We start from the raw sequence: 18,190 nt of genomic DNA on the forward strand, positions 1-18,190 counted from the left end.
GCGATGAGCGACGCGCCGCTGCACCTCGAATACGAATCGCTCGGCGATCCGTCGCATCCCTCCATCGTGCTCATCATGGGCCTCGGCATGCAACTGATGGCCTGGCCCGATTCCTTCTGCCAGGCGCTGGTGGCGCGCGGCTACCGCGTGGTGCGCTTCGACAATCGTGATTGCGGCCTGTCCGGGCGGGCGCCGGGGAAGAAGCGCGCCAACCTGCTGCTGGCCATGGCCGCGTCGGCGCTCGGCCTGCCGGTGCGCGCGCCCTACACGCTGGACGACATGGCCGGCGACACCATCGGCCTGATGGACAAACTCGGCATTGCGCGCGCGCACATCGTCGGTGCTTCGATGGGCGGCATGATCGCGCAGGTGCTGGCGGCGAAATTCCCGCGGCGGGTGCTGAGCCTCACCTCGATCATGTCCACCTCGGGCAACCGCAAGGTCTCGAAGCCGACCAGGCCCGCGCGCAAGGTACTGTTGGCGCGGCCGGCCAATCCCAAGGACCCCGAGTCGGTGATCGAGCATCTGGTCGAAATGTTCGGCGTGATCGGCAGCCCCGGCTACCCTTCGACGCGCGAGGAACTGCGCAGCCGCATCGGCAAGAGCGTGCGCCGCGCCTATGACCCGGCAGGCGTGGCGCGCCAGTTGCTGGCCATCATCGCCTCGGGCGACCGGCGCAAGCTGCTGCGCACCATCGCCGCGCCGACCCTGGTGATCCACGGCGCCGACGATCCGCTGGTACCGCTGGCCGCCGGCCGCGACACGGCGCAGAACATTCCCGGCGCCTCGCTGCAAATCATCGAGGGCATGGGCCACGATTTCCCCGAGGCCCTGATGCCGCGTCTGGCGCAAGCGATTGCCGATCACTGCGATCGCCGCGTCGCCGCGCCGAATGCTGCGTAGGCTGGCGGGGCTGGCCACGGCCCTGTGGGCGGGCGCGCTGGCCGCCCAGCCATTGACCGGCGGCGGGCACGACTACGACGCCCTGCTGGCACTGACGGCCAAGGCCCGCGTGGTCATGCTTGGCGAGGCCACCCACGGCAGTCGCGAGTTTTATCGCGAGCGGACGCGCATCACGCGGCGCCTGATCGCGGAGCAGGGCTATCGCGCGCTGGTGCTGGAGGCGCCGTGGGAGATGGTTCGCCGCGTCGACGCCTACGTCCGTGGCGAGTCCGGCGATGCCGACGCCACGGCCGCGCTCGCGGGCTTCACGCGCTTTCCCGACTGGCCGTCACGCAATTCCGAATTACGCGATCTGGTCGAGGCGCTGCGCGCGCTCAATCGGACGCCCGCGCACCGCGACGACCCGGTGCGGCTTTACGGCATGGACCTTTACAGCCTGCCCGAATCCGCCGATGCCGTCGTGCGCCATGTCGCGCGCCGCTCCGTTGCCGCGGCCGCCAAAGCGCGTCAGCGCTATCGCTGCTTCGACGACTACGACGAGCCCTCGTTCTACGGCCGCGACGTCGCGGTCGGTCGCGCGCCCTCCTGCGCCGTCGGCGCGCAGGAACAAGCCGTGGAACTGGAAGCCGGGCCCGTCGCCGGCGAGGACGATTTCATGGCCGGCCAGAGCGCGCGCACCGTGGCCGCCGCCGAGGGCTACTACCGGGCGCTGTACCGCGGCGAGAGCATCGGCTCGTGGAACCTGCGCGAGCGCCACATGGCCGGTACCCTCGACCGCTTGCTGGAGCGCATGGGGCCGCAAGGTCGCATGGTGGTCTGGGGCCACAACCTGCACCAGGGCGATGCCCGCGCCACGGCGCAGGCGCGCGGCGGCGAACTGAGCATCGGCCAGCTGATGCGCGAGCGCCATGGCGATGCCGCGGTGCTGGTCGGCTTCTCCACGCATCGCGGCACGGTACGCGCGGCACCCGCGTGGGGCGCGCGCGACCGCGTCCGGCCGCTGCGTCCAGCGATTCCCGAAAGCTGGCACGGTGTCCTGCATCGCGACGCGCCGCCCGCGGTGCTGCTGGTGTTTCGCGGCAATCCGGCGCTGGCTGCGGAGTACGCTGCCAGCCGTCCGGAGCGGGCGGTCGGCGTCCTCTACCTGCCCGGCAGCGAACGCCGCGACCACTATTTCAACGCTGCGTTGTCGGGGCAGTTCGATGCCGTGATTCACATCGACGCGACGACGGCACTCGATTCGCTGGGCCGTTCCGCGCCGGCGCGATAGAGGCCTCGGCGCGCCAGCGCCGCGCTGATTTCGGGCGCACGGCGCGCTTCGCGTATTTCGCGGTACAGCTTCTCCGCCTGCGGATAGCTGCGTTGCATCATGCCCAGCCATTGCTTGAGACGGCCCGGCGACTGTGTTGGCGTGAGCTTGGCCTGCACGCGCGCCCAGAACTCGGCGATCATGCCCCGCAGCTCTTCCCAGTCGGCGTCCGTCGCGTGCTCTTCCTCGCCGGCACGGATGCGCCGCGCCAGCAAGGGATCGGCCACCGCGCCGCGACCGAGCATGACGTCGCTGCAGCCGGTGGCGGCGCAAATGTTGCGGTAGTCGGCGAGGTTCCACACCTCGCCGTTGGCGATGATCGGCAGCGTCACCGCCTCGCGGATGCGCGCCACCCACTCCCAGCGCACCAGCGGCCGGTAGCCGTCGGCCCTGGTGCGGGCATGCACCGCCAGTTCCTGCACGCCGCCGGCCTCCAGCGCCAGCGCGCAGTCCAGCGCGCGGTCGGTGTCCTCGATGCCGAGGCGCATCTTGGCGGTGACCGGGATTTCCGCCGGCACGGCGGCGCGCACGGCGGCGGCAATTTGCCGTAGAAGTTCCGGTCGGTCGAGCAGCGCCGCGCCGCCGCGATTGCGATTCACCAGCGGCGTCGGGCAGCCGAAATTCAGGTCGATGCCGGCGGGTTTCAGCAGCGCCAGATGCGCGGCGTTCCGCGCCAGCAAGTCCGGGTCAGAGCCCAGCAGCTGGATGCGCACCGGGGTGCCGCCGGAAGTGCGTGAGCCGTTCATCAGCTCGGGCGAAAGGCGCGTGTACAAAGAGTGCGGCAGCAGCGTGGTACTGACGCGGACGAACTCGGTGACGCACCAGTCGTAGCCGCCGGCCGAGGTCAGCACGGCGCGCAGCACGTCATCGGCGAGGCCCTCCATCGGGGCGAGAATGATTCGATTCAAGCTATTTTCCGCAGATTTCGCAGATTCAATGCGCGACGGGCGTGATGCTGATCTGCCGGCCCTTCTTCAGCTTGCCGATGACGTGCATTTCGCACTTCTTGCAGTCGAAGCGCAGGGTGAGTTTTTCCTTGCCATTGACCAGCGTCATCGGGTCGGGGCGGAGGCCTTTCACTTCCTTGGGGCAGAGGTTGTAGCTGTAGCGCAGGCAGTGGCGCGTGATCATCAGCGAGACCTCGCCCTTTTCGCTGTCGGTCTCGTAGGCTTCGGCGATCACCGACACGCCGTGCTTTGCGTAGAAGGCGCGCGCCGCGCTGTTGAGCACGTTGGCGAGATAGGAAAGCTCGTTTTCCGGATAAGTCGGCGCGGCTCCGCCTTGCGTGGCTGGGATTCCGCTTTGCGGGCAGCCAACGGCGATTCTTCGCGGCAGGCGCTCGCAGGCGGCGGCGCGCGCTGCTTCGAGCGCGGCAATCGCGTCGCGGCGCAGGCCGTTCACCGCCGAGGCCGGGAGGAACCAGGGCTGCGAGAGATCGAGTGAAATTTCCTTCGCCGCGAAAATCGTGCTGCCCAGCTTGCCGAGGTTCTCGCGCAGGCCGGCAAGCGCACGATCGGCGTTCTTCGATACCTCATGGGCGTGGGGCAGGGCGGCGCTCGCGGTGATGCCATCTTCATCGGTCAGCGTCAGCGCGAAGCCGTCCGGCGTCTCGCTCAATTGCAGGTGCAGGCCGATGCGCCGCTCGGCGGATTTTTTTTCCAGCGCGCGTTCGAATTCCTGGTCGCGGTTGCGGTAGAGCTCGGTGCCGACGGCGAGATCGTCCGGCATCTCGTTGGGGAACAGGCGCGCGCCATCGGCGCGGTTGACGCGCAGGCCGACCAGTTCGCGATGGCTGTCGTAATAGCTGAGGCCGTCGCCGTTGTGCAGCGGCGCGCTGGTTTCGGCCTCGAACCAGTCCGGCCCGATGCGGCTCACCTCGCCGATCAGCTCGCCGGAAAACTTCGGCGTATCGAAGGCGCCGATGTCGGGCTTGCGCTCATTGACGAAGTAATCCGTCGCGCCGCGGTTGAAGGTCTTCTCCGGGCGCGGCGTGAAGGTATAGCTGCAACGTCCCGACGAGGCGCGCCGGTAGCCGGGCGAAGCGTTGAGAAATTCGTCGAGCAGGGTGCGGTAGTGCGCCGTGATGTTCTTGACGTAGGAAAGGTCCTTCAGCCGCCCCTCGATCTTGAAGGAGCGGATGCCGGCCTCGATCAGCGCGCGCAGGTTGGCGCTCTGGTCGTTGTCCTTCATCGACAGCAGGTGCTTGTCGTGGGCGACGATGCGGCCGGCCTCGTCTTCCAGCGTGTAGGGCAGGCGGCAGGCCTGCGAGCATTCGCCGCGATTGGCGCTGCGCCCGGTGTGGGCGTGGCTGATGTAGCACTGGCCGCTGTAGGCCACGCAGAGCGCACCGTGGACGAAGAATTCGAGCGTTGCCGGCGTACCGTCAGCGCCGACTCTCAGCCCCTCGTCGATCTTCGCGATTTCCTGCAGCGTCAGCTCGCGCGCCAGAACGATCTGCGAGAAGCCGACGTCCTGCAGGAAGCGCGCCTTCTCCGGCGTGCGGATGTCGGTCTGCGTGCTGGCATGCAGCTGGATCGGCGGCAGGTCGAGTTCGAGCAGGCCCATGTCCTGCACGATCAGCGCATCGGCGCCGGCCTCATAAAACTGCCAGGCCAGGCGCCGCGCTTCTTCCAGCTCGTCGTCGCGCAGGATGGTGTTGAGCGTGACGAACACCTTGGCGTGAAAGCGGCGCGCGTGGGCCGCCAGCCGTTCGATGTCGGCGATGCCGTTGCCGGCATTGGCCCGCGCGCCGAAGGCCGGCCCGCCGATATATACGGCGTCGGCGCCGTGCGTGATCGCCTCGATGCCGAAGTCGGCATTCTTGGCGGGGGCGAGCAGTTCCAGAAGGGAAGACATGGACGCCAATTTTACCGGACCGCGGCCAGAGGTCCGGCAGAGGTGCCATGGCGGCTTGCGCTAAACTTCCCGGATGAAACGCCTATTTGCCAACGCCGCCGGCCACTCCGCGGAACAGACGCAGCTCAATTCGACCATTCTTGCCAGCTTTGCCCTGGTTACCGGCCTGATAGGCATCGGAACAGGCATCGCCAGCCTGCTGACCACGTACCGCGACGAGTCGCTTGCAGCGACCGTTCTGCGCGTGGCGGCGCCATTGACGGCGGGCGTGGTCCTGCTGGCGGCGTGGGCCGCCGTCCGCTTCGCCAAGCGGCTGGGGCTGGCTTTTGCGATCACCACGTTGATGGCGGTGAGTTTCGCGCTGGCTTTTCCATTGAGCCTGCACATCGGCATACATGCCCAGAGCCTGACGGTGCTGACCCTGGTGATTCTTTTGTCGGGGCTGATTTACGGTCCGCGCGAAGCAAAGCTGACGACCGTGTTTTCGATAGCCACCGTTTGCGTTCTGTATGCCGCCGAACTGTATCAGTGGTTCGGCATCCATACCCCGCAGCCTCCGGTGACGGCGCCGATCATGCGCTTTGCCAATTTCATCGTTCTGTACGGGGCCAGTGGCTGGCTGATCTCCCGCTACGGCAAGCTGTTTCACGATACGCTGCAGCGGCAGCAGGACACGCTGGCGCAACTGCATGCTTCGATGGCCGATATGGAGCGGGCGCGCGCCGCGCGCGAACGCCAGACGAAGGTCATCCGCACCGTGACCGAAGCCATTCCCGGCACCATCGGCTATTGGACCAGCGAACTGCGCTGCGAGTTTGCCAACGCCGGATACGCGCGTTATCTGGGGCTGAATCCGGAACAAATGATCGGGGCCCGCTACGAAGACGTGATGCCGCCCGCCGTGGTCGAAAACAACCGGCCCTTCGTGCGGCGGGCGCTTGCCGGCGAGGCGAGTTCCTTTCCCATGAGCGGGACCAGCCCCGATGGAGTTTTCTGGCACGGATGGATGCGCTATCTGCCGGATGTCGCCGACGGCAAGGTGAGGGGTTTCTTTACCGTCGGCTGGGACATCACCGAACTGCACCAGAGCCAGCAGCGCCTGGAAGCCACCAATCGCATGCTCGAAGAGCGCACCCGCCAGGCGGAGGCCGCGAACGTGGCCAAGAGCCAGTTTCTGGCCACCATGTCGCACGAAATCCGCACGCCGCTGAACGGCATCATGGGCATGGCGCAACTGCTCCTGATGCCCGGGCTGGCAGAAAGTGAAAGCCGGGACTACGCGCGGACGGTGCTTGCCTCGGGGCAGACCTTGCTGACGCTGCTCAATGACATCCTTGATCTGTCGAAAATCGAGGCCGGCAAGATGGAGTTGATGCGGACGACTGTCGATCCCGATGCCCTGTTGATGGAAACGCTGTCGCTGTTCGCGGCCAACGCCGAGAAGCAAGGGCTGGCGCTGGAGGGGAAATGGCATGGGCCAAAGAACGCGCATTACCTTGGCGATCCCGCACGCTTGCGCCAGATGCTCGGCAACCTCGTCAGCAACGCCGTCAAGTTCACGCCGTCCGGGACGGTGAGCGTCGACGTGCGTCCGCTGGACAATCCGGCCGGCGAGAGTTTCGGCAGCGTGATGATCGAGTTCTCGGTGCGCGACACCGGCATCGGCATCGCGGAGGAAAAGCGCAACTCGCTGTTCCAGCCGTTCTCGCAGCTTGACGCCTCGCACACCCGAAAATACGGCGGCACCGGCCTCGGCCTGTCCATCGTGCGCAGCCTCGCCGAACAAATGGGCGGCGTCGTCGGGGTCGAAAGCGTGTCTGGCGCTGGGTCCCGGTTCTGGTTCACCGCGCGCATGGAACAGGTGGCCGATGGCGGCGAACGACGACATCAGGAGCGATACGGTCCCCATTCGCTGAACCCGGGCGACACCGTGGCGACGACGCACGTGCTGCTGGTGGAAGACAATCCGACGAATCAGGTTGTGATCCGGGCCCTGCTCGACAAGGCCGGCTGCGTGACCGTCGTGGCCGGCAACGGGCGGGAGGCGCTCGAAGCGCTCGGTATTGCGGAGGGCAGCACGGCGAACGTGCAGCCGGACATTATCCTGATGGATTGCCACATGCCGGAGATGGACGGTCTGGAGGCAACGCGCCGCATCCGGGCTTGGGAGTCGGAATCAGGCAGTCCGCGGATGCCGGTCATGGCCGTCACCGCGAGCGCATTCGTCGAAGACCGGGAGCGCGCGCGCGAGGCCGGCATGGATGATTTCATAGCCAAGCCGGTCGCTTACGAGGAGCTGATCGCCAAACTCGGGCACCTGGTGAAGCTTCACCAGCGGGAAGTCGATCGCGCCGTGCCCCGGCTCTGAACAATCATGCTCCGCCCTTGCCCGTCGCTTGTCCTCGTGCTGGCCCTGATCCTGACGAGCTGCGCCGATACGCCTGTCGCGCCGCCGAAAATCGAACGCCTCGGTGCCGAGCAACTCGAGGCCAGCCTGCCGCAGCCGGCGGCGGCGATGCCTCTGCAGCAGATCGTGGCGCTGTCCCGTCTGGGCATTCCCGCCGAGGAACTCATCGGCCGCATCACGGCATCGGGCTCGCGCTATCGGCTGTCCGCCAGCCAGATCGTCGACCTGGCGCGGGATGGGGTGCCGCTTGCGGTGCTCGACCACATGGTCGCCAGCGAACGCACGCACATCTTCGACGACATGGCCGCCGACGTGGAGCGCCGCGAAAAGCTCTGCCTCGACCGCATCGAGCAAGAGCTCAGGCACTGCCGCGCACAGATTCCGATGCAGTGGTTTCCCGGCCAGAATCCCTTCATGAACTGCTTACCACCAACCGCTGGCTGGCCCCACTGGCGCTGTCTGTGAACGGGGAGCGAGTCGTGGGGCCGGCAGAGGCCAGCTGCCGCCAAAGGTAACGGAGCTATTTTTTCTCGAACACGCGCTTTTCTATCTTGGTTCCGCGATCGTTCGTTTCGGCTGCATAGTAAGCGTCGGAAAGCTTGAAGAAATACCGGCAGTCCCCCCAGCGCGCTCCGTTGGCTCTGATCATTTCGCGACAAAATTTTCCGGAATCGTCCACTTTCCACGTGCCGGTGCTTGGGAACTCGCGCCCGTCAGCGGTACGGAGCCCGCCGGAAACCGTGCCATCGGCCTTGTAGCCGAAGCGAATGGTGCCTCCCTGGTTGGTAAAGCTTTCTCCGGACATGGTCAGGCCGGAAAGCAGCGACACCAGTTCGTCCTTTTGAATCTGCTTTGCGCCCATATCCAGCAACTCGCCGAGATTGCCCTGTGCCATTGTCGGCCCAGAGCAGGCAAGAGCCAATGCCGCCATCCACTTTCGTGCGCTCATGGTCATTCCTCCTCCAAGATAGTTACATGACATATCGGAATGGGGGCATCCTAATTTTAATTGGACGCTTGTCTTTGATGTCGATCAATTTTTTGGACATGCCGCCAGACCGCGCCCGCTACTCCGCCCATCCCTTCAATTGAAATGCCGCCCAGAAGAAGAGATGCGGGAAGGCCTCGCGGTTTTCAGGAGTCAGGGACATTTCGCTTTTCGATTCGCATGGCTGTTCGCTCCACCCGGAAAGTCAAATGTCTCTTACACCAATGGCTGGCCTCACTGGCGCTGCTTCTGACGGCGGATCATGCGATCCGGAAAAGTGGGCCGGTTTTCCGGGCATGTTCCATGCATTGAGTTGGTTTCCTCATACGGTAAGGAAAGGACTCGTCATGCACATCACGGACAGCCAGCTCACGCTGGGGAGCCAACACGCCCTCGAAAAGACCTCGTTCAGGGAGACGACGCTGGAACGCATTCGCGGCCCCGGCGAGGGAAAGATCTTCGGCGGCCTCTTTGAACAGGAACTCAACAAGCTGATGGCGGCGCGCCTCGACGAATGCGCCCCGATCCAGCTCAAGCCCTGCGGCAGCGCCGCCGAGCGCATCCACGACATGGTCGAAACCATGCTCGCCGCCCTGTTCGGATCGAAATCCGACACCCGTTCGATCGCCGCGTCGGCCCTGGCGATTGCCGGCGACACCGTGCCGCGCGATCAGGCCGCGGCGGTGCTCGATCTGCCGCGGCCGCGCTGGCAGATCACGCAGACCGAGCGGGTGAGCGAAACCGAGCGCTGCGAGTTTGCCGCCAGCGGCAAAGTTTGCCTCGCCGACGGCAGCACGCGGCAATTCGACGTCGGCTACACGCTCGAACGCAGCGAAGAAGTGAGCCGCACCATCAGCCGCACCCTGATCGATCCGCTGGTGGTCGACCGTACCGCGCCGCGCGCCGCGCTGTCCGACACCCGGGTCGACTTCGACCTCGACAACGACGGCACGCTGGAGCAGATGCGGCTGCCCGCCGCCGGCTCGGCCTTCCTGTTCCTCGACCGCAACCACAACGGCCGCGCCGACAACGGCAGCGAACTCTTCGGCCCCGAAAGCGGCAACGGCTTCGCCGAACTTGCGCGCCTCGACAGCGACCGCAACGGCTGGATCGACAGCGCCGATCCGGCCTTCGCCGACTTGCGGCTGTGGCAGGGAATGGAAGAGGATCGGCAGCTCGTGCAGCGGCTCGAAGCGGCCGGCATCGGCGCGCTGGCCACTCTCGCCGCCGAGACGCCGTTTGCACTGAAGGAGCACGGCGAGCAGGTCGGCCAGATGCACTCCAGCAGCGTCTGGCTGGGCGAGACCGGCGGTGCGGGCGTGGTGCGGCAGATCGACGTCAGTACAACACCGGTAACCGACAAGACGGTGTGATGGATGCGGGCGTTGCGCGATACGTTTCGCGCGCAACGCCTGTTCAAAAAGTCGGCGCTGATGAAGCAACTGCGCTACAAGGCGGTCGAGCAATAAACGCTCTCCTCGCCGTAGCGGATGGCGGGACGGCGTGGAGTCGGGAACCAGTGGGAATAATCCACAGAGTCCAAACTTACGCCGTTTCATGACTCCCGGTTTTCCATGTGGTGAAAAGACATGAGACATCATCGCCAGTCGGACCGCCTTTATCCCATTGCCGCGCGTGGCGAAAATGGCCGCCTCTGGAGCAATCCGACGCATGGCGATCACCGCGTTTGCAAGTTCGAGGGTAGTGAGGTGACGTCGATCACCGCACAGCAGCATGCGGTTTGCCATATCGAATTGCCTCTCTTGTATTCGCCTTGCGAAAGCTGATTACCCGGATGCCTGTGTCGGTCTCGGTAAAACACAGTACATGCAGCCGGCGATCCAGGTATCAGAGCGCATGTACAAATAAGCGATGGGTCAAACTATTTGTATGCACGAATACATCTCTTCGCGTCTGCGCGGTGTTGGGGTGGAACGTCGATGGTCAGGGGCGCCGCAGGCTTCTACTCCGCCCGCCCCGTCAGTTGAAACGCCGCCCAGAAAAACGGATGCGGAAACGCCTCGCGGGCCTTGACCTGCGCCTGACGCAGCGCCTCGCGCTTGTTCATCGAGGCGAGGTTGGCATGGAAAGCCTGCATCAGCGTGGCGGTCGCCTTGTCATCCACGCTCCACAAACTCGCCACGATCGAGCGGCTGCCGGCATAGAGGAAGCCGCGCGTCAGGCCCACCACGTCGTCGCCGCTGGCGATCTTGCCCAGGCCCGTCTCGCAGGCCGATAGCGTCACCAGATCGGCCTCCAGATTCATCGAGTACAACTCGCCCACGGTGAGGATGCCGTCGTTGTCCGCGTCCTTGGCGAGATACAACCCCGACTTGAGCGGCTCATCCGCCTGGAACTTGCCGTGGCTGGCGAAATGGATGCGCGAGAAGACCGCCCCGGCCTTCTTGAAATTGCTCTCCGACGCATCCTTGCGCAACAGCACCCGCGAGCTCGGATAGAGCGACGCCACCAGCTTAGCCTCGCCCTCGGCAAAGGCCAGGTCGAGCCGGGCATCGTCGAGATCGGGATTGCCCAGCGCCAGCAGGCGCGTGTCCTTCTGTTGCAGCACCGGGCGCAGGAACTTCAGCACCGAGGCGCTGGGCAGGAAGCGCAGGCTGTAGCGGTCGAGCAGGAACTTGCCCTCGCCATCCTGCAAGGCGGCGAAGGGCAGGTAGTGCAGGGCACCGTGGGCAACGACGATGAGGTTCCTGCTGGTGACGAGCTTCTCCAGCGGCTGCCACAGACGGGTGTAGAGGGCGCGGGCAGGTTCCTGCCAGGCTGCCGACTCGGTCGCTTCGAGGGTCTTGCGCAGGGTCTGCACCTGAGCCGAAAGCTCCGTCGCGTCGAGCTTCACCGCCAGCAGTCGTTCGCGGTCGAGCAGGAAGGCGTACAACTCGTTGCCCTGGTAGTAGTACTCGACCAGGGTTTCGTCGGGACCGACCAGCGCCTTGAGCTCATCGGAAGGCACCGAACTGACCGTGACCAGCGTGGACAGCTCGGGAGCGGCCGATTGCAACGCTTCGCGCGCGACCTGCAGGTTGCGCACGCCGCTGGTCCTGGCCTCGGGGGCGGCGCCGCCCTCCTGGATGCGGGCGTTGAGGTCGGCGGCATCCAGCTGGGCCAGCACCAGCGCGGCCTGCGCGGAATCCTGCGCGGCGAAGTCCTTCTTCGCGGCCAGCATGTCGACCAGCGCCCGCGACTTGGAGCGCTCGACGTAATCGAAGGCCTCATTGGCACGGCCCTGTTCGATCAGCACCGCGATCAGCCTTCCATACACCGCCTGCTTGTCGCCGACGAAGCCGATCTTGCTCGCTTCGGTGTTGATGGTGGAGCGTTGTTGTTCGATGACGTCGATGGCTTTGACATACAGCTCGGCGGCCTTCGCGTTGTCCTGGTCTTTTTCGGCGAGGCGCGCACGTTCGTAGAGCGCCAGCCAGTACAGGTCGCCCAGTTCCCTGGCGCGCGGATGGGCGAGAATCTTTTCGAGTTCCGTCTTGGCCTCGGTGGTCTTGCCTGTTTCCGACAGGGCCTTGCCGCGCATCAGCTGGCGCGGTATTTCGGATGTGGCCATGACGTCGTCGCCGCGTCCCGCGAACGGGCTGAATACATTGGTGATGGCGCCGGCGAAAGCCAGGCCGGCGCGTTCGCCGAGCCGCTCCAGCGCCTTGTCGTACTTGCCCATCGACATGTAGGCGCGCGCCAGGGCGTTGTCCTTGTAGGCGGAAATCGTGGGCCCGCCAAAGAACGGGATGCGCACCGCTTCCAGTTTCGCCAGGTAGCCCAGCGCCTGCTCTTCGTCACCGACGAGCCTGGCTGCCAGCACCATCGTGCCCAGCACCGTGGCCTGGTAGCGCTGTGGCGTCCACACGGATGTCGACGTGCCTTTGTCGTCGCTGGCAAAAGCCACCGCTTGTTCGCCCGCCTTGATGGCTTCGGCATACTGCGCCAGCTCGGTGTAGACCTCCGATCGCACCATGCCGGGGATGGGGCGGGCATCGGTGTCCCAGTCGATCACATAGTGTCCCGTCATCACCCGGTCGCCTTTGGCGATGCGCGCATCGAGCTTCTCGGCGCAGTCGAGCGCCTTCGAGTATTGCTTGACCCGCGTGTAGGCGATGCAGAGCCAGCCGAGGTGGCTGGTCGTGGCCTCGACGCCGCCGGCGAGCTGTTTCTCGGTGAGCCGCACCAGGTCGGCATAGCGCCCGGCGGAATCGAGGTACATCGCGTCCTCGCCCTTGTTCTGGGCGCTGGCGGGAAGGCAGAAGAGGAGGGTGGCCAGCCCTGCGTATCCGAGCAGCGTGCGCGACATGATGTGTCCTGAATGAAGACCTTATCGTTTCAGGATAGCCAACCGGCAAGGGGCAAGCAAGGTCCCGAAATCGCCGTACCGCCGGCGCCGACTTTCGGGATGCGGCAGAAGCTTTGCACGCGGTATGCTGTCAACTCGTCCATGCCTTCGAGAAGCGCTCATGAGCAAAGACCGCAATGTCGGTGTTGATCGCCGCCGCCTGTACATGGTGGGTGGCCTCTGCGTTCTTGGGGCCGGGTTGGGCGTGGCGAATTACCTGACGTCGCGGCCGCAGCCGCCGGCGGGCAATCCCCTGCCGGTGGATTTCGGCGATCTGCCGCCGGGCAGGCTGCGCACGGTGGATTGGCACGGCCGTTCGGTGTGGCTGCTGCGCCGCAGTGCCGACGACATCGCGGCGCTCGCGGGTTACGAGAGCGAACTGACCGATCCCGCTTCCGAGCATTCGCTGCAGCCGGCGGCCTGCCGCAACGCGCATCGTTCGCTGCGCCCGGAGTTGTTCGTCGCCATCGGCCAGTGCACGCACCAAGGCTGCCCGCCAGCCTTGCGCAGCGGCGCCGGCAATCGCGGCGAATTTCTTTGCCCCTGCCACACCTCGAAGTTCGATCTGGCCGGGCGGGTGTTCCGCATGGGTCCGGCGCCGGCCAATCTCGTTATTCCCGAGTACCGGCTGGAGGGCGACAGCCGCGTGGTGATCGGCGAGGCCTAGGATCGCTGCGGCTGCTGCTCGCAGCCTGTTTCTCGAGGATCACCAGCGCGATGCCGCCGAGGATGGCCAGCGACGCCAGTGCCAGGCGCAGGGTGATGGCTTCGCCGAGGAGCACCACGCCGCCCAGGGCGGCGATCACCGGGACACTGAGCTGGACGGTCGCCGCGTTGGTGGCCTTCAGCGCGGGCAGGGCGGTGTACCAGATCGAATAGCCGAGCCCCGAGGCCAGTGCTCCCGAAGCAATCGCGTAGAGCAGGCCGGCACTGTCCAGCGTGGTGCCGCCCAGCATCAGCAGGCTCAAGGTCGCGGCGATGGGCACGGCGCGCAGGAAATTGCCGGCCGTGACGCGCGTGGCATCACCGGCACCCCGTCCACGCAGCGAATAGATTCCCCAGGCCACGCCGGCGCCGAGCATCAGTGCCGCGCCTTGCAAGGGCGGCGCCGAAAGGCCGGGCAGCAGCAGGCCGACGAGGCCGCCGAAAGCCAGCAACAGGCCGACGAGTTGCGGCCAGCGCAGGCGCTCGCCCAGCCACAGCCCGTGGCCGATCATGGTGGCCTGCACGGCGCCGAACAGCAGCAGCGCACCGCTGGCCGCCGAAAGGCTGAGGTAGGCGTAGGAGAAGCCCGCGGCATAGGCGAACAAGGCCAGCGCCGACAGCCAGTTGCCGGCGCCGGCGCGGGCGCCGCCGCGCATGCGCACCACCAGCCAGAGCATTACTGCGCCCGAGAGCAGTCGGATCGTGGTGAAGCTTGCGGCGTCGATCGCGGTGTGCTTGAGCGCGAGCCGGCACAGCAGCGAATTGCCGGCAAACGCGATCATCGCCAGTGCCACCAGCCCGAGGATGCGCAACTTCGACATGCGGGGTGGCGGGCTATTTCGTCGAATCTGTTGGCAACTTCGCCGGCAGTGTCGGCAGCAGCCAGATTGTCAGCAGCGGCAGCACCGGAATCGACAGCGCGAGGATCACCCAGCCGGTGACCGAGCGCTTCTTCTTCCTCGCCAGGATCGCCGTGGGGATGGCGGCGGCCACCGTCACGATGGTGAGGAAGAGCAGGGCGGAGAGGGCGGACTCGATGGTGTCGGTACCGATGCCCAGCTGGCCAAGGAGCGCAACGGTATTCGGATCGAGCATGGGCTAGCGCGTGATCGGCTTGTAGCGAATCCGCTTCGGCTTGGCACCTTCCTCGCCGAGGCGCTTCTTCTTGTCTTCCTCGTACTCGTGGTAGTTGCCGGCGAAGAAGCTCCATTGCGACTCGCCTTCGCACGCCAAAATGTGGGTGCAGATGCGGTCGAGGAACCAGCGGTCGTGGCTGATGATCATGGCGCAGCCGGCGAATTCGAGCAGTGCGTCTTCGAGTGCGCGCAGCGTCTCGACGTCGAGGTCGTTCGAGGGTTCGTCGAGCAGCAGCACGTTGCCGCCGGCCATCAGCGTCTTCGCCAGATGCAGCCGCCCGCGCTCGCCGCCGGAAAGGTTGCCGACGTTCTTCTGCTGGTCGCCGCCCTTGAAGTTGAAGCGGCCGATGTAGGCGCGGCTGGCGATTTCCTGCTTGCCGATGGTGATGATGTCGGCGCCGTTGGCGAGTTCGTCGAACACTGTCTTTGAGCCGTCGAGGCAGTCGCGGCTCTGGTCGACGTAGGAAATCTTTACCGTCGGGCCGGTGACGATTTCGCCGCTGTCCGGCTTGTCCTGCCCGGTCAGCATCTTGAACAGGGTCGATTTGCCGGCGCCGTTGGGGCCGATGATGCCCACTATCGCTCCGGGCGGCACGGTGAAGGAAAGCTTGTCGATCAAGAGGCGGTCGCCGAAGCCCTTGCTGACCTCATGGAACTCGATGACCTTGTCGCCGAGGCGATCGGCGACGGGGATGAAGAGTTCGTGCGTCTCGTTGCGCTTCTGGTAATCGGTTTCCGACATTTCGTTGAAGCGCGCGAGGCGCGCCTTGCTCTTGGCCTGGCGCGCCTTGGGGTTGCTGCGCACCCATTCCAGTTCCTGCTTCATGGCCTTCATGTGCGCGTCGACCTGCTTGGCTTCGGTCTCCAGCCGTGCTTCTTTCTGCTCCAGCCATGACGAATAATTTCCCTTCCACGGGATGCCGTGGCCGCGATCGAGTTCGAGGATCCATTCGGCGGCATTGTCGAGGAAGTAGCGGTCGTGGGTGACGGCGACCACGGTGCCGGGGAAGCGGGTGAGGAACTGCTCCAGCCACTCCACCGATTCGGCGTCGAGGTGGTTGGTCGGCTCGTCCAGCAGCAGCATGTCGGGGCGCGAGAGCAGCAGCTTGCACAGCGCGACGCGCCTTTTCTCGCCGCCGGAGAGGTTCTTGATCGAAGCGTCCCACGCCGGCAGGCGCAGGGCGTCGGCGGCGAGGTCGAGCTGGTGCTCGGTGTCGGCGCCCGAGGCGGCGATAATGGCTTCGAGCCGTGCCTGTTCCTCGGCCAGCTTGTCGAAGTCGGCATTCTCTTCGGCGTAGGCCGCATACACGGCTTCGAGCTTGGCCTGGGCTTCCATGACTTCGCCCATGCCGGATTCGACTTCCTGGCGCACGGTCTTGGCCGGGTCGAGCTGCGGTTCCTGCGGCAGGTAGCCGATGGAAAGATTCGGCATCGGCGTCGCTTCGCCGATGATGTCCTTGTCGATGCCGGCCATGATGCGCAGCACCGTCGATTTGCCCGAGCCGTTCAGGCCGAGCAGGCCGATCTTGGCGCCGGGGAAGAAGCTGAGGGAGATGTCCTTGAGGATCTGGCGCTTCGGCGGCACGATCTTGCCGACGCGGTTCATGGTGAAGACGTATTGGGCCATGGTGCTTTCGTTTGTGTCAGAAACCGGTGAAAAGGAAATCCAGCGCGGCAAGGATCTCGTCGCGCTGGGGGGAAAGGTTGGCAACGGGGTGTCGCAGCAGGCGGTTTGACACCGAGGCCATGTCCTGTGTCAATACGACCAACGCCGTGTCGCCGACGCCGACTTTCGGGTTGAGGCGCAGGATCGGGGTCTCGATGGCTTCAGGATAGGCCAAGGGGATGACGACGTGGGTAGGCAGGTCAGCGAGCAGTTCGCTCTGGACGTCGACTACGTAGGGGATGACGCTTGCCGTCGTGGCATCCGGATTGCGAAAGACGTCGAGGTGAGCCATCAACCCTCACGCATGAAGTTGCGGAAGCGGTCGGAGAACACGCCGTGCTTCTCGACGAAACGCCCGTAGGCGGCAATGGCCTCCTTGTTCTGCTCCAGCCACTCGGTTTCGCGACACTTCTTCAGCTCGACGGAAAGCGCGACTTCGAGCGTCTGCGAGAGGTTGATCTTGCGCGCGCGGGCTTCTTCAAGCAGATCGGCGCGGACGGTGAGGTTGGCGGCTTTCTTGGGATGGGCGCTCATGGCTGTGCTCCAAGGATTCGACGCGCAGAGATTACGCGCATCGATAATGCGCGTCAAGATGTGATGGGTTCATGGTAAAACGCAACGAGGCAATTCGGTGGAGAGTTTTGGATGGGCATTCTTTCCGGCCTGGGCCGCTGGCTGGGGCCTGCGCCATCGCCCGATCCGGCGATGCGGCAGACCATCGAGCGGGCGGTCGAGACGGTCGATCCGCTGCTGAGAACCGTATCGGGCTACGAGCGCAAGCTCGCGCCGGTGGTGGGCCGCGCGCTGGATTACTGCGGAGAACTGGCCACCGCCATTCCCGGCCCGATCGAGATCAACACGCGTGCCTTCGGCAGCGATCCTCTGGTGCACGCGATATTCGCCGGGCCGGATGGCATTGCCGAGATGCTGGGCAAGAGTCGCGAACTGCGCGAATTCCTGGCCGATCCGGGGGAGTGCCAGGCGGATGAATTTTTCGCCCTGCTGGGCATGCGCCAGCGCGAGAAAACCGCGATGGGCATGGCGCTGCATGGGGATGTGGTGCAAAGCGACGTACCGCAGCGCCTGCTCTATTTTGCCGACCACACCTTGGGCGAACTCGGCGGCGACCACGCCGTCACGCGCCAGCGTCTGCGGGCGGCGGCCTTCGACGGCCTGGTTCGGGGCTTTGCGCACTGCGTTGCCGAGTTGCGCCAGGAACGCCAGGATGCGCGCACCGCCTGGAGCATGGAGCGGGCGAGCGGTGCCGTTCCCGGCGAACGCCGGCAGGTGCTGGAAGAGCGCCAGCGCCAGGCCGTCGCCTCGCTGGCTCCGGAACATTTGCTGCAGGCATTCATGGAATGGCTGGAAGCGCCGCGGGAGCGCCTGTACCTGAAGCCGACCATGGTGACGGTGGATCGCATGGGCGTGATCTCGCGCGAGCCGCAAAGCGGCGGCAATTTCAACACCCTGAATTTCCCCGAACTGGTCGGGCGCGACCGGCGGCAGTGGATCGTGCTGGTGGCCCGGATCAGCCGGGAGGATGCGCGGGACGCGCTGCAACGGCAAGAGCAGGCGAACCGCTACCTGCTGATCTGATCAGTCCGCTTCCAGCGTCAGGATCAGCGCGCCCTCGGCGACTTCATCGCCGGCTTCGACGAACACTTCGACGACCCGCCCGGCGCAGGGCGTGGGGATGTCGAGCGCGACCTTGCCGGTTTCCAGGATGATGACGTTGTCGTCACGCTGGACGGTCTCGCCCGGCTTGACCAGTACTTCCTCGACGCTGATGTCGCCCTGGGCGCAGCTGCCGCAGGTCTCCCAGCACTCCGGGTATATCGGGATGCGGACTTCGACGAGTTTCGACATGCGGTC

17 protein-coding genes are annotated in these 18,190 nt (G+C 65.5%); 7 read left to right on the plus strand and 10 right to left on the minus strand.

Annotated features, from left to right (window positions below; genetic code table 11):
• The first annotated feature begins 3 nt into the window (after nucleotides 1-3).
• Both SUTH_RS05875 and SUTH_RS05880 read left to right on the plus strand, forming a co-directional pair.
• The gene (locus SUTH_RS05875) at nucleotides 4-903 is read left to right on the plus strand and encodes an alpha/beta fold hydrolase (RefSeq protein ID WP_041097814.1); all 900 of its coding nucleotides are present in this window, start codon (nucleotides 4-6) and stop codon (nucleotides 901-903) included.
• The gene (locus tag SUTH_RS05880; RefSeq protein ID WP_052473310.1) at nucleotides 893-2,173 is read left to right on the plus strand and encodes an erythromycin esterase family protein; all 1,281 of its coding nucleotides are present in this window, start codon (nucleotides 893-895) and stop codon (nucleotides 2,171-2,173) included. Before SUTH_RS05875 ends, SUTH_RS05880 begins: the two co-directional genes overlap by 11 nt.
• Here SUTH_RS05880 and SUTH_RS05885 read toward each other — a convergent pair.
• Complete coding sequence (locus tag SUTH_RS05885; protein ID WP_231851107.1) at nucleotides 2,116-3,120, minus strand: tRNA dihydrouridine synthase; 1,005 nt, start codon at nucleotides 3,118-3,120, stop codon at nucleotides 2,116-2,118. The two genes, SUTH_RS05880 and SUTH_RS05885, sit on opposite strands and share 58 nt — an antisense overlap.
• Nucleotides 3,121-3,145: 25 nt before the next feature.
• A complete protein-coding gene (locus SUTH_RS05890) occupies nucleotides 3,146-5,068 on the minus strand; it encodes a peptidase U32 family protein (RefSeq protein ID WP_041097819.1) in 1,923 nt (640 codons plus the stop codon).
• A gap of 73 nt (nucleotides 5,069-5,141) precedes the next feature.
• Between SUTH_RS05890 and SUTH_RS18320 the strand changes: the two genes are divergently transcribed.
• A complete protein-coding gene (locus SUTH_RS18320; protein WP_052473313.1) occupies nucleotides 5,142-7,436 on the plus strand; it encodes a PAS domain-containing sensor histidine kinase in 2,295 nt (764 codons plus the stop codon).
• 6 nt (nucleotides 7,437-7,442) lie between these two features.
• Nucleotides 7,443-7,940 carry a hypothetical protein gene (locus tag SUTH_RS05900; protein ID WP_148312861.1) on the plus strand — a complete coding sequence of 166 codons (498 nt, stop codon included), beginning with the start codon at nucleotides 7,443-7,445 and terminating at the stop codon, nucleotides 7,938-7,940.
• A gap of 55 nt (nucleotides 7,941-7,995) precedes the next feature.
• Here SUTH_RS05900 and SUTH_RS05905 read toward each other — a convergent pair whose 3' ends face one another.
• A complete protein-coding gene (locus tag SUTH_RS05905; RefSeq protein ID WP_148312862.1) occupies nucleotides 7,996-8,424 on the minus strand; it encodes a hypothetical protein in 429 nt (142 codons plus the stop codon).
• A 386-nt stretch (nucleotides 8,425-8,810) separates the two neighbouring features.
• Here SUTH_RS05905 and SUTH_RS18325 point away from each other — a divergent pair, with 386 nt between their 5' ends.
• Complete coding sequence (locus SUTH_RS18325; RefSeq protein ID WP_052473315.1) at nucleotides 8,811-9,836, plus strand: hypothetical protein; 1,026 nt, start codon at nucleotides 8,811-8,813, stop codon at nucleotides 9,834-9,836.
• A gap of 590 nt (nucleotides 9,837-10,426) precedes the next feature.
• Here SUTH_RS18325 and SUTH_RS05915 read toward each other — a convergent pair.
• Entirely contained in the window at nucleotides 10,427-12,772 is a 2,346-nt protein-coding gene (locus SUTH_RS05915) for a CHAT domain-containing protein (RefSeq protein ID WP_041097825.1), read from the minus strand.
• A 160-nt stretch (nucleotides 12,773-12,932) separates the two neighbouring features.
• Between SUTH_RS05915 and petA the strand changes: the two genes are divergently transcribed.
• Nucleotides 12,933-13,478 (plus strand): ubiquinol-cytochrome c reductase iron-sulfur subunit, encoded by a 546-nt coding sequence (gene petA, locus SUTH_RS05920; protein WP_041097827.1) that lies wholly within the window; start codon nucleotides 12,933-12,935, stop codon nucleotides 13,476-13,478.
• Here the strand turns inward: petA and SUTH_RS05925 are convergent.
• From SUTH_RS05925 to SUTH_RS05945, 5 genes are read right to left on the minus strand one after another with little or no spacing between them, the layout of a single operon-like run.
• A complete protein-coding gene (locus SUTH_RS05925) occupies nucleotides 13,423-14,337 on the minus strand; it encodes a DMT family transporter (RefSeq protein ID WP_084207274.1) in 915 nt (304 codons plus the stop codon). The two genes, petA and SUTH_RS05925, sit on opposite strands and share 56 nt — an antisense overlap.
• Before the next feature lie 13 nt (nucleotides 14,338-14,350).
• A complete protein-coding gene (locus SUTH_RS05930; RefSeq protein ID WP_041097829.1) occupies nucleotides 14,351-14,611 on the minus strand; it encodes a hypothetical protein in 261 nt (86 codons plus the stop codon).
• Between the two features lie 3 nt (nucleotides 14,612-14,614).
• On the minus strand, nucleotides 14,615-16,279 hold the full coding sequence (ettA, locus tag SUTH_RS05935; RefSeq protein ID WP_041097831.1) for an energy-dependent translational throttle protein EttA: 1,665 nt from the start codon (nucleotides 16,277-16,279) through the stop codon (nucleotides 14,615-14,617).
• A gap of 16 nt (nucleotides 16,280-16,295) precedes the next feature.
• Entirely contained in the window at nucleotides 16,296-16,610 is a 315-nt protein-coding gene (locus SUTH_RS05940) for a CcdB family protein (RefSeq protein WP_041097833.1), read from the minus strand.
• Nucleotides 16,610-16,852, minus strand: a complete 243-nt coding sequence (locus SUTH_RS05945; protein ID WP_041097835.1) for a type II toxin-antitoxin system CcdA family antitoxin — start codon at nucleotides 16,850-16,852, stop codon at nucleotides 16,610-16,612. The genes SUTH_RS05940 and SUTH_RS05945 overlap by 1 nt, the downstream gene beginning before the upstream one ends.
• Nucleotides 16,853-16,963: 111 nt before the next feature.
• Between SUTH_RS05945 and SUTH_RS18330 the strand changes: the two genes are divergently transcribed.
• Nucleotides 16,964-17,914 carry a hypothetical protein gene (locus tag SUTH_RS18330; RefSeq protein WP_052473317.1) on the plus strand — a complete coding sequence of 317 codons (951 nt, stop codon included), beginning with the start codon at nucleotides 16,964-16,966 and terminating at the stop codon, nucleotides 17,912-17,914.
• Here SUTH_RS18330 and SUTH_RS05955 read toward each other — a convergent pair whose 3' ends face one another.
• Entirely contained in the window at nucleotides 17,915-18,184 is a 270-nt protein-coding gene (locus SUTH_RS05955) for a biotin/lipoyl-containing protein (protein WP_041097837.1), read from the minus strand. It lies immediately after the preceding gene.
• Nucleotides 18,185-18,190 lie beyond the last annotated feature (6 nt).

The organism is Sulfuritalea hydrogenivorans sk43H (assembly GCF_000828635.1).
GTDB classification, from domain to species: Bacteria; Pseudomonadota; Gammaproteobacteria; order Burkholderiales; family Rhodocyclaceae; genus Sulfuritalea; species Sulfuritalea hydrogenivorans.

Coding starts and splice junctions, on each gene's coding strand:
- SUTH_RS05875 (WP_041097814.1), top strand. CDS start 4: ATGAGCGACGCGCCGCTGCACCTCGAATACGAATCGCTCGGCGATCCG.
- SUTH_RS05880 (WP_052473310.1), top strand. CDS start 893: ATGCTGCGTAGGCTGGCGGGGCTGGCCACGGCCCTGTGGGCGGGCGCG.
- SUTH_RS05890 (WP_041097819.1), bottom strand. CDS start 5,068: ATGTCTTCCCTTCTGGAACTGCTCGCCCCCGCCAAGAATGCCGACTTC.
- SUTH_RS18320 (WP_052473313.1), top strand. CDS start 5,142: ATGAAACGCCTATTTGCCAACGCCGCCGGCCACTCCGCGGAACAGACG.
- SUTH_RS05900 (WP_148312861.1), top strand. CDS start 7,443: ATGCTCCGCCCTTGCCCGTCGCTTGTCCTCGTGCTGGCCCTGATCCTG.
- SUTH_RS05905 (WP_148312862.1), bottom strand. CDS start 8,424: ATGAGCGCACGAAAGTGGATGGCGGCATTGGCTCTTGCCTGCTCTGGG.
- SUTH_RS18325 (WP_052473315.1), top strand. CDS start 8,811: ATGCACATCACGGACAGCCAGCTCACGCTGGGGAGCCAACACGCCCTC.
- SUTH_RS05915 (WP_041097825.1), bottom strand. CDS start 12,772: ATGTCGCGCACGCTGCTCGGATACGCAGGGCTGGCCACCCTCCTCTTC.
- petA (WP_041097827.1), top strand. CDS start 12,933: ATGAGCAAAGACCGCAATGTCGGTGTTGATCGCCGCCGCCTGTACATG.
- SUTH_RS05925 (WP_084207274.1), bottom strand. CDS start 14,337: ATGTCGAAGTTGCGCATCCTCGGGCTGGTGGCACTGGCGATGATCGCG.
- SUTH_RS05930 (WP_041097829.1), bottom strand. CDS start 14,611: ATGCTCGATCCGAATACCGTTGCGCTCCTTGGCCAGCTGGGCATCGGT.
- ettA (WP_041097831.1), bottom strand. CDS start 16,279: ATGGCCCAATACGTCTTCACCATGAACCGCGTCGGCAAGATCGTGCCG.
- SUTH_RS05940 (WP_041097833.1), bottom strand. CDS start 16,610: ATGGCTCACCTCGACGTCTTTCGCAATCCGGATGCCACGACGGCAAGC.
- SUTH_RS05945 (WP_041097835.1), bottom strand. CDS start 16,852: ATGAGCGCCCATCCCAAGAAAGCCGCCAACCTCACCGTCCGCGCCGAT.
- SUTH_RS18330 (WP_052473317.1), top strand. CDS start 16,964: ATGGGCATTCTTTCCGGCCTGGGCCGCTGGCTGGGGCCTGCGCCATCG.
- SUTH_RS05955 (WP_041097837.1), bottom strand. CDS start 18,184: ATGTCGAAACTCGTCGAAGTCCGCATCCCGATATACCCGGAGTGCTGG.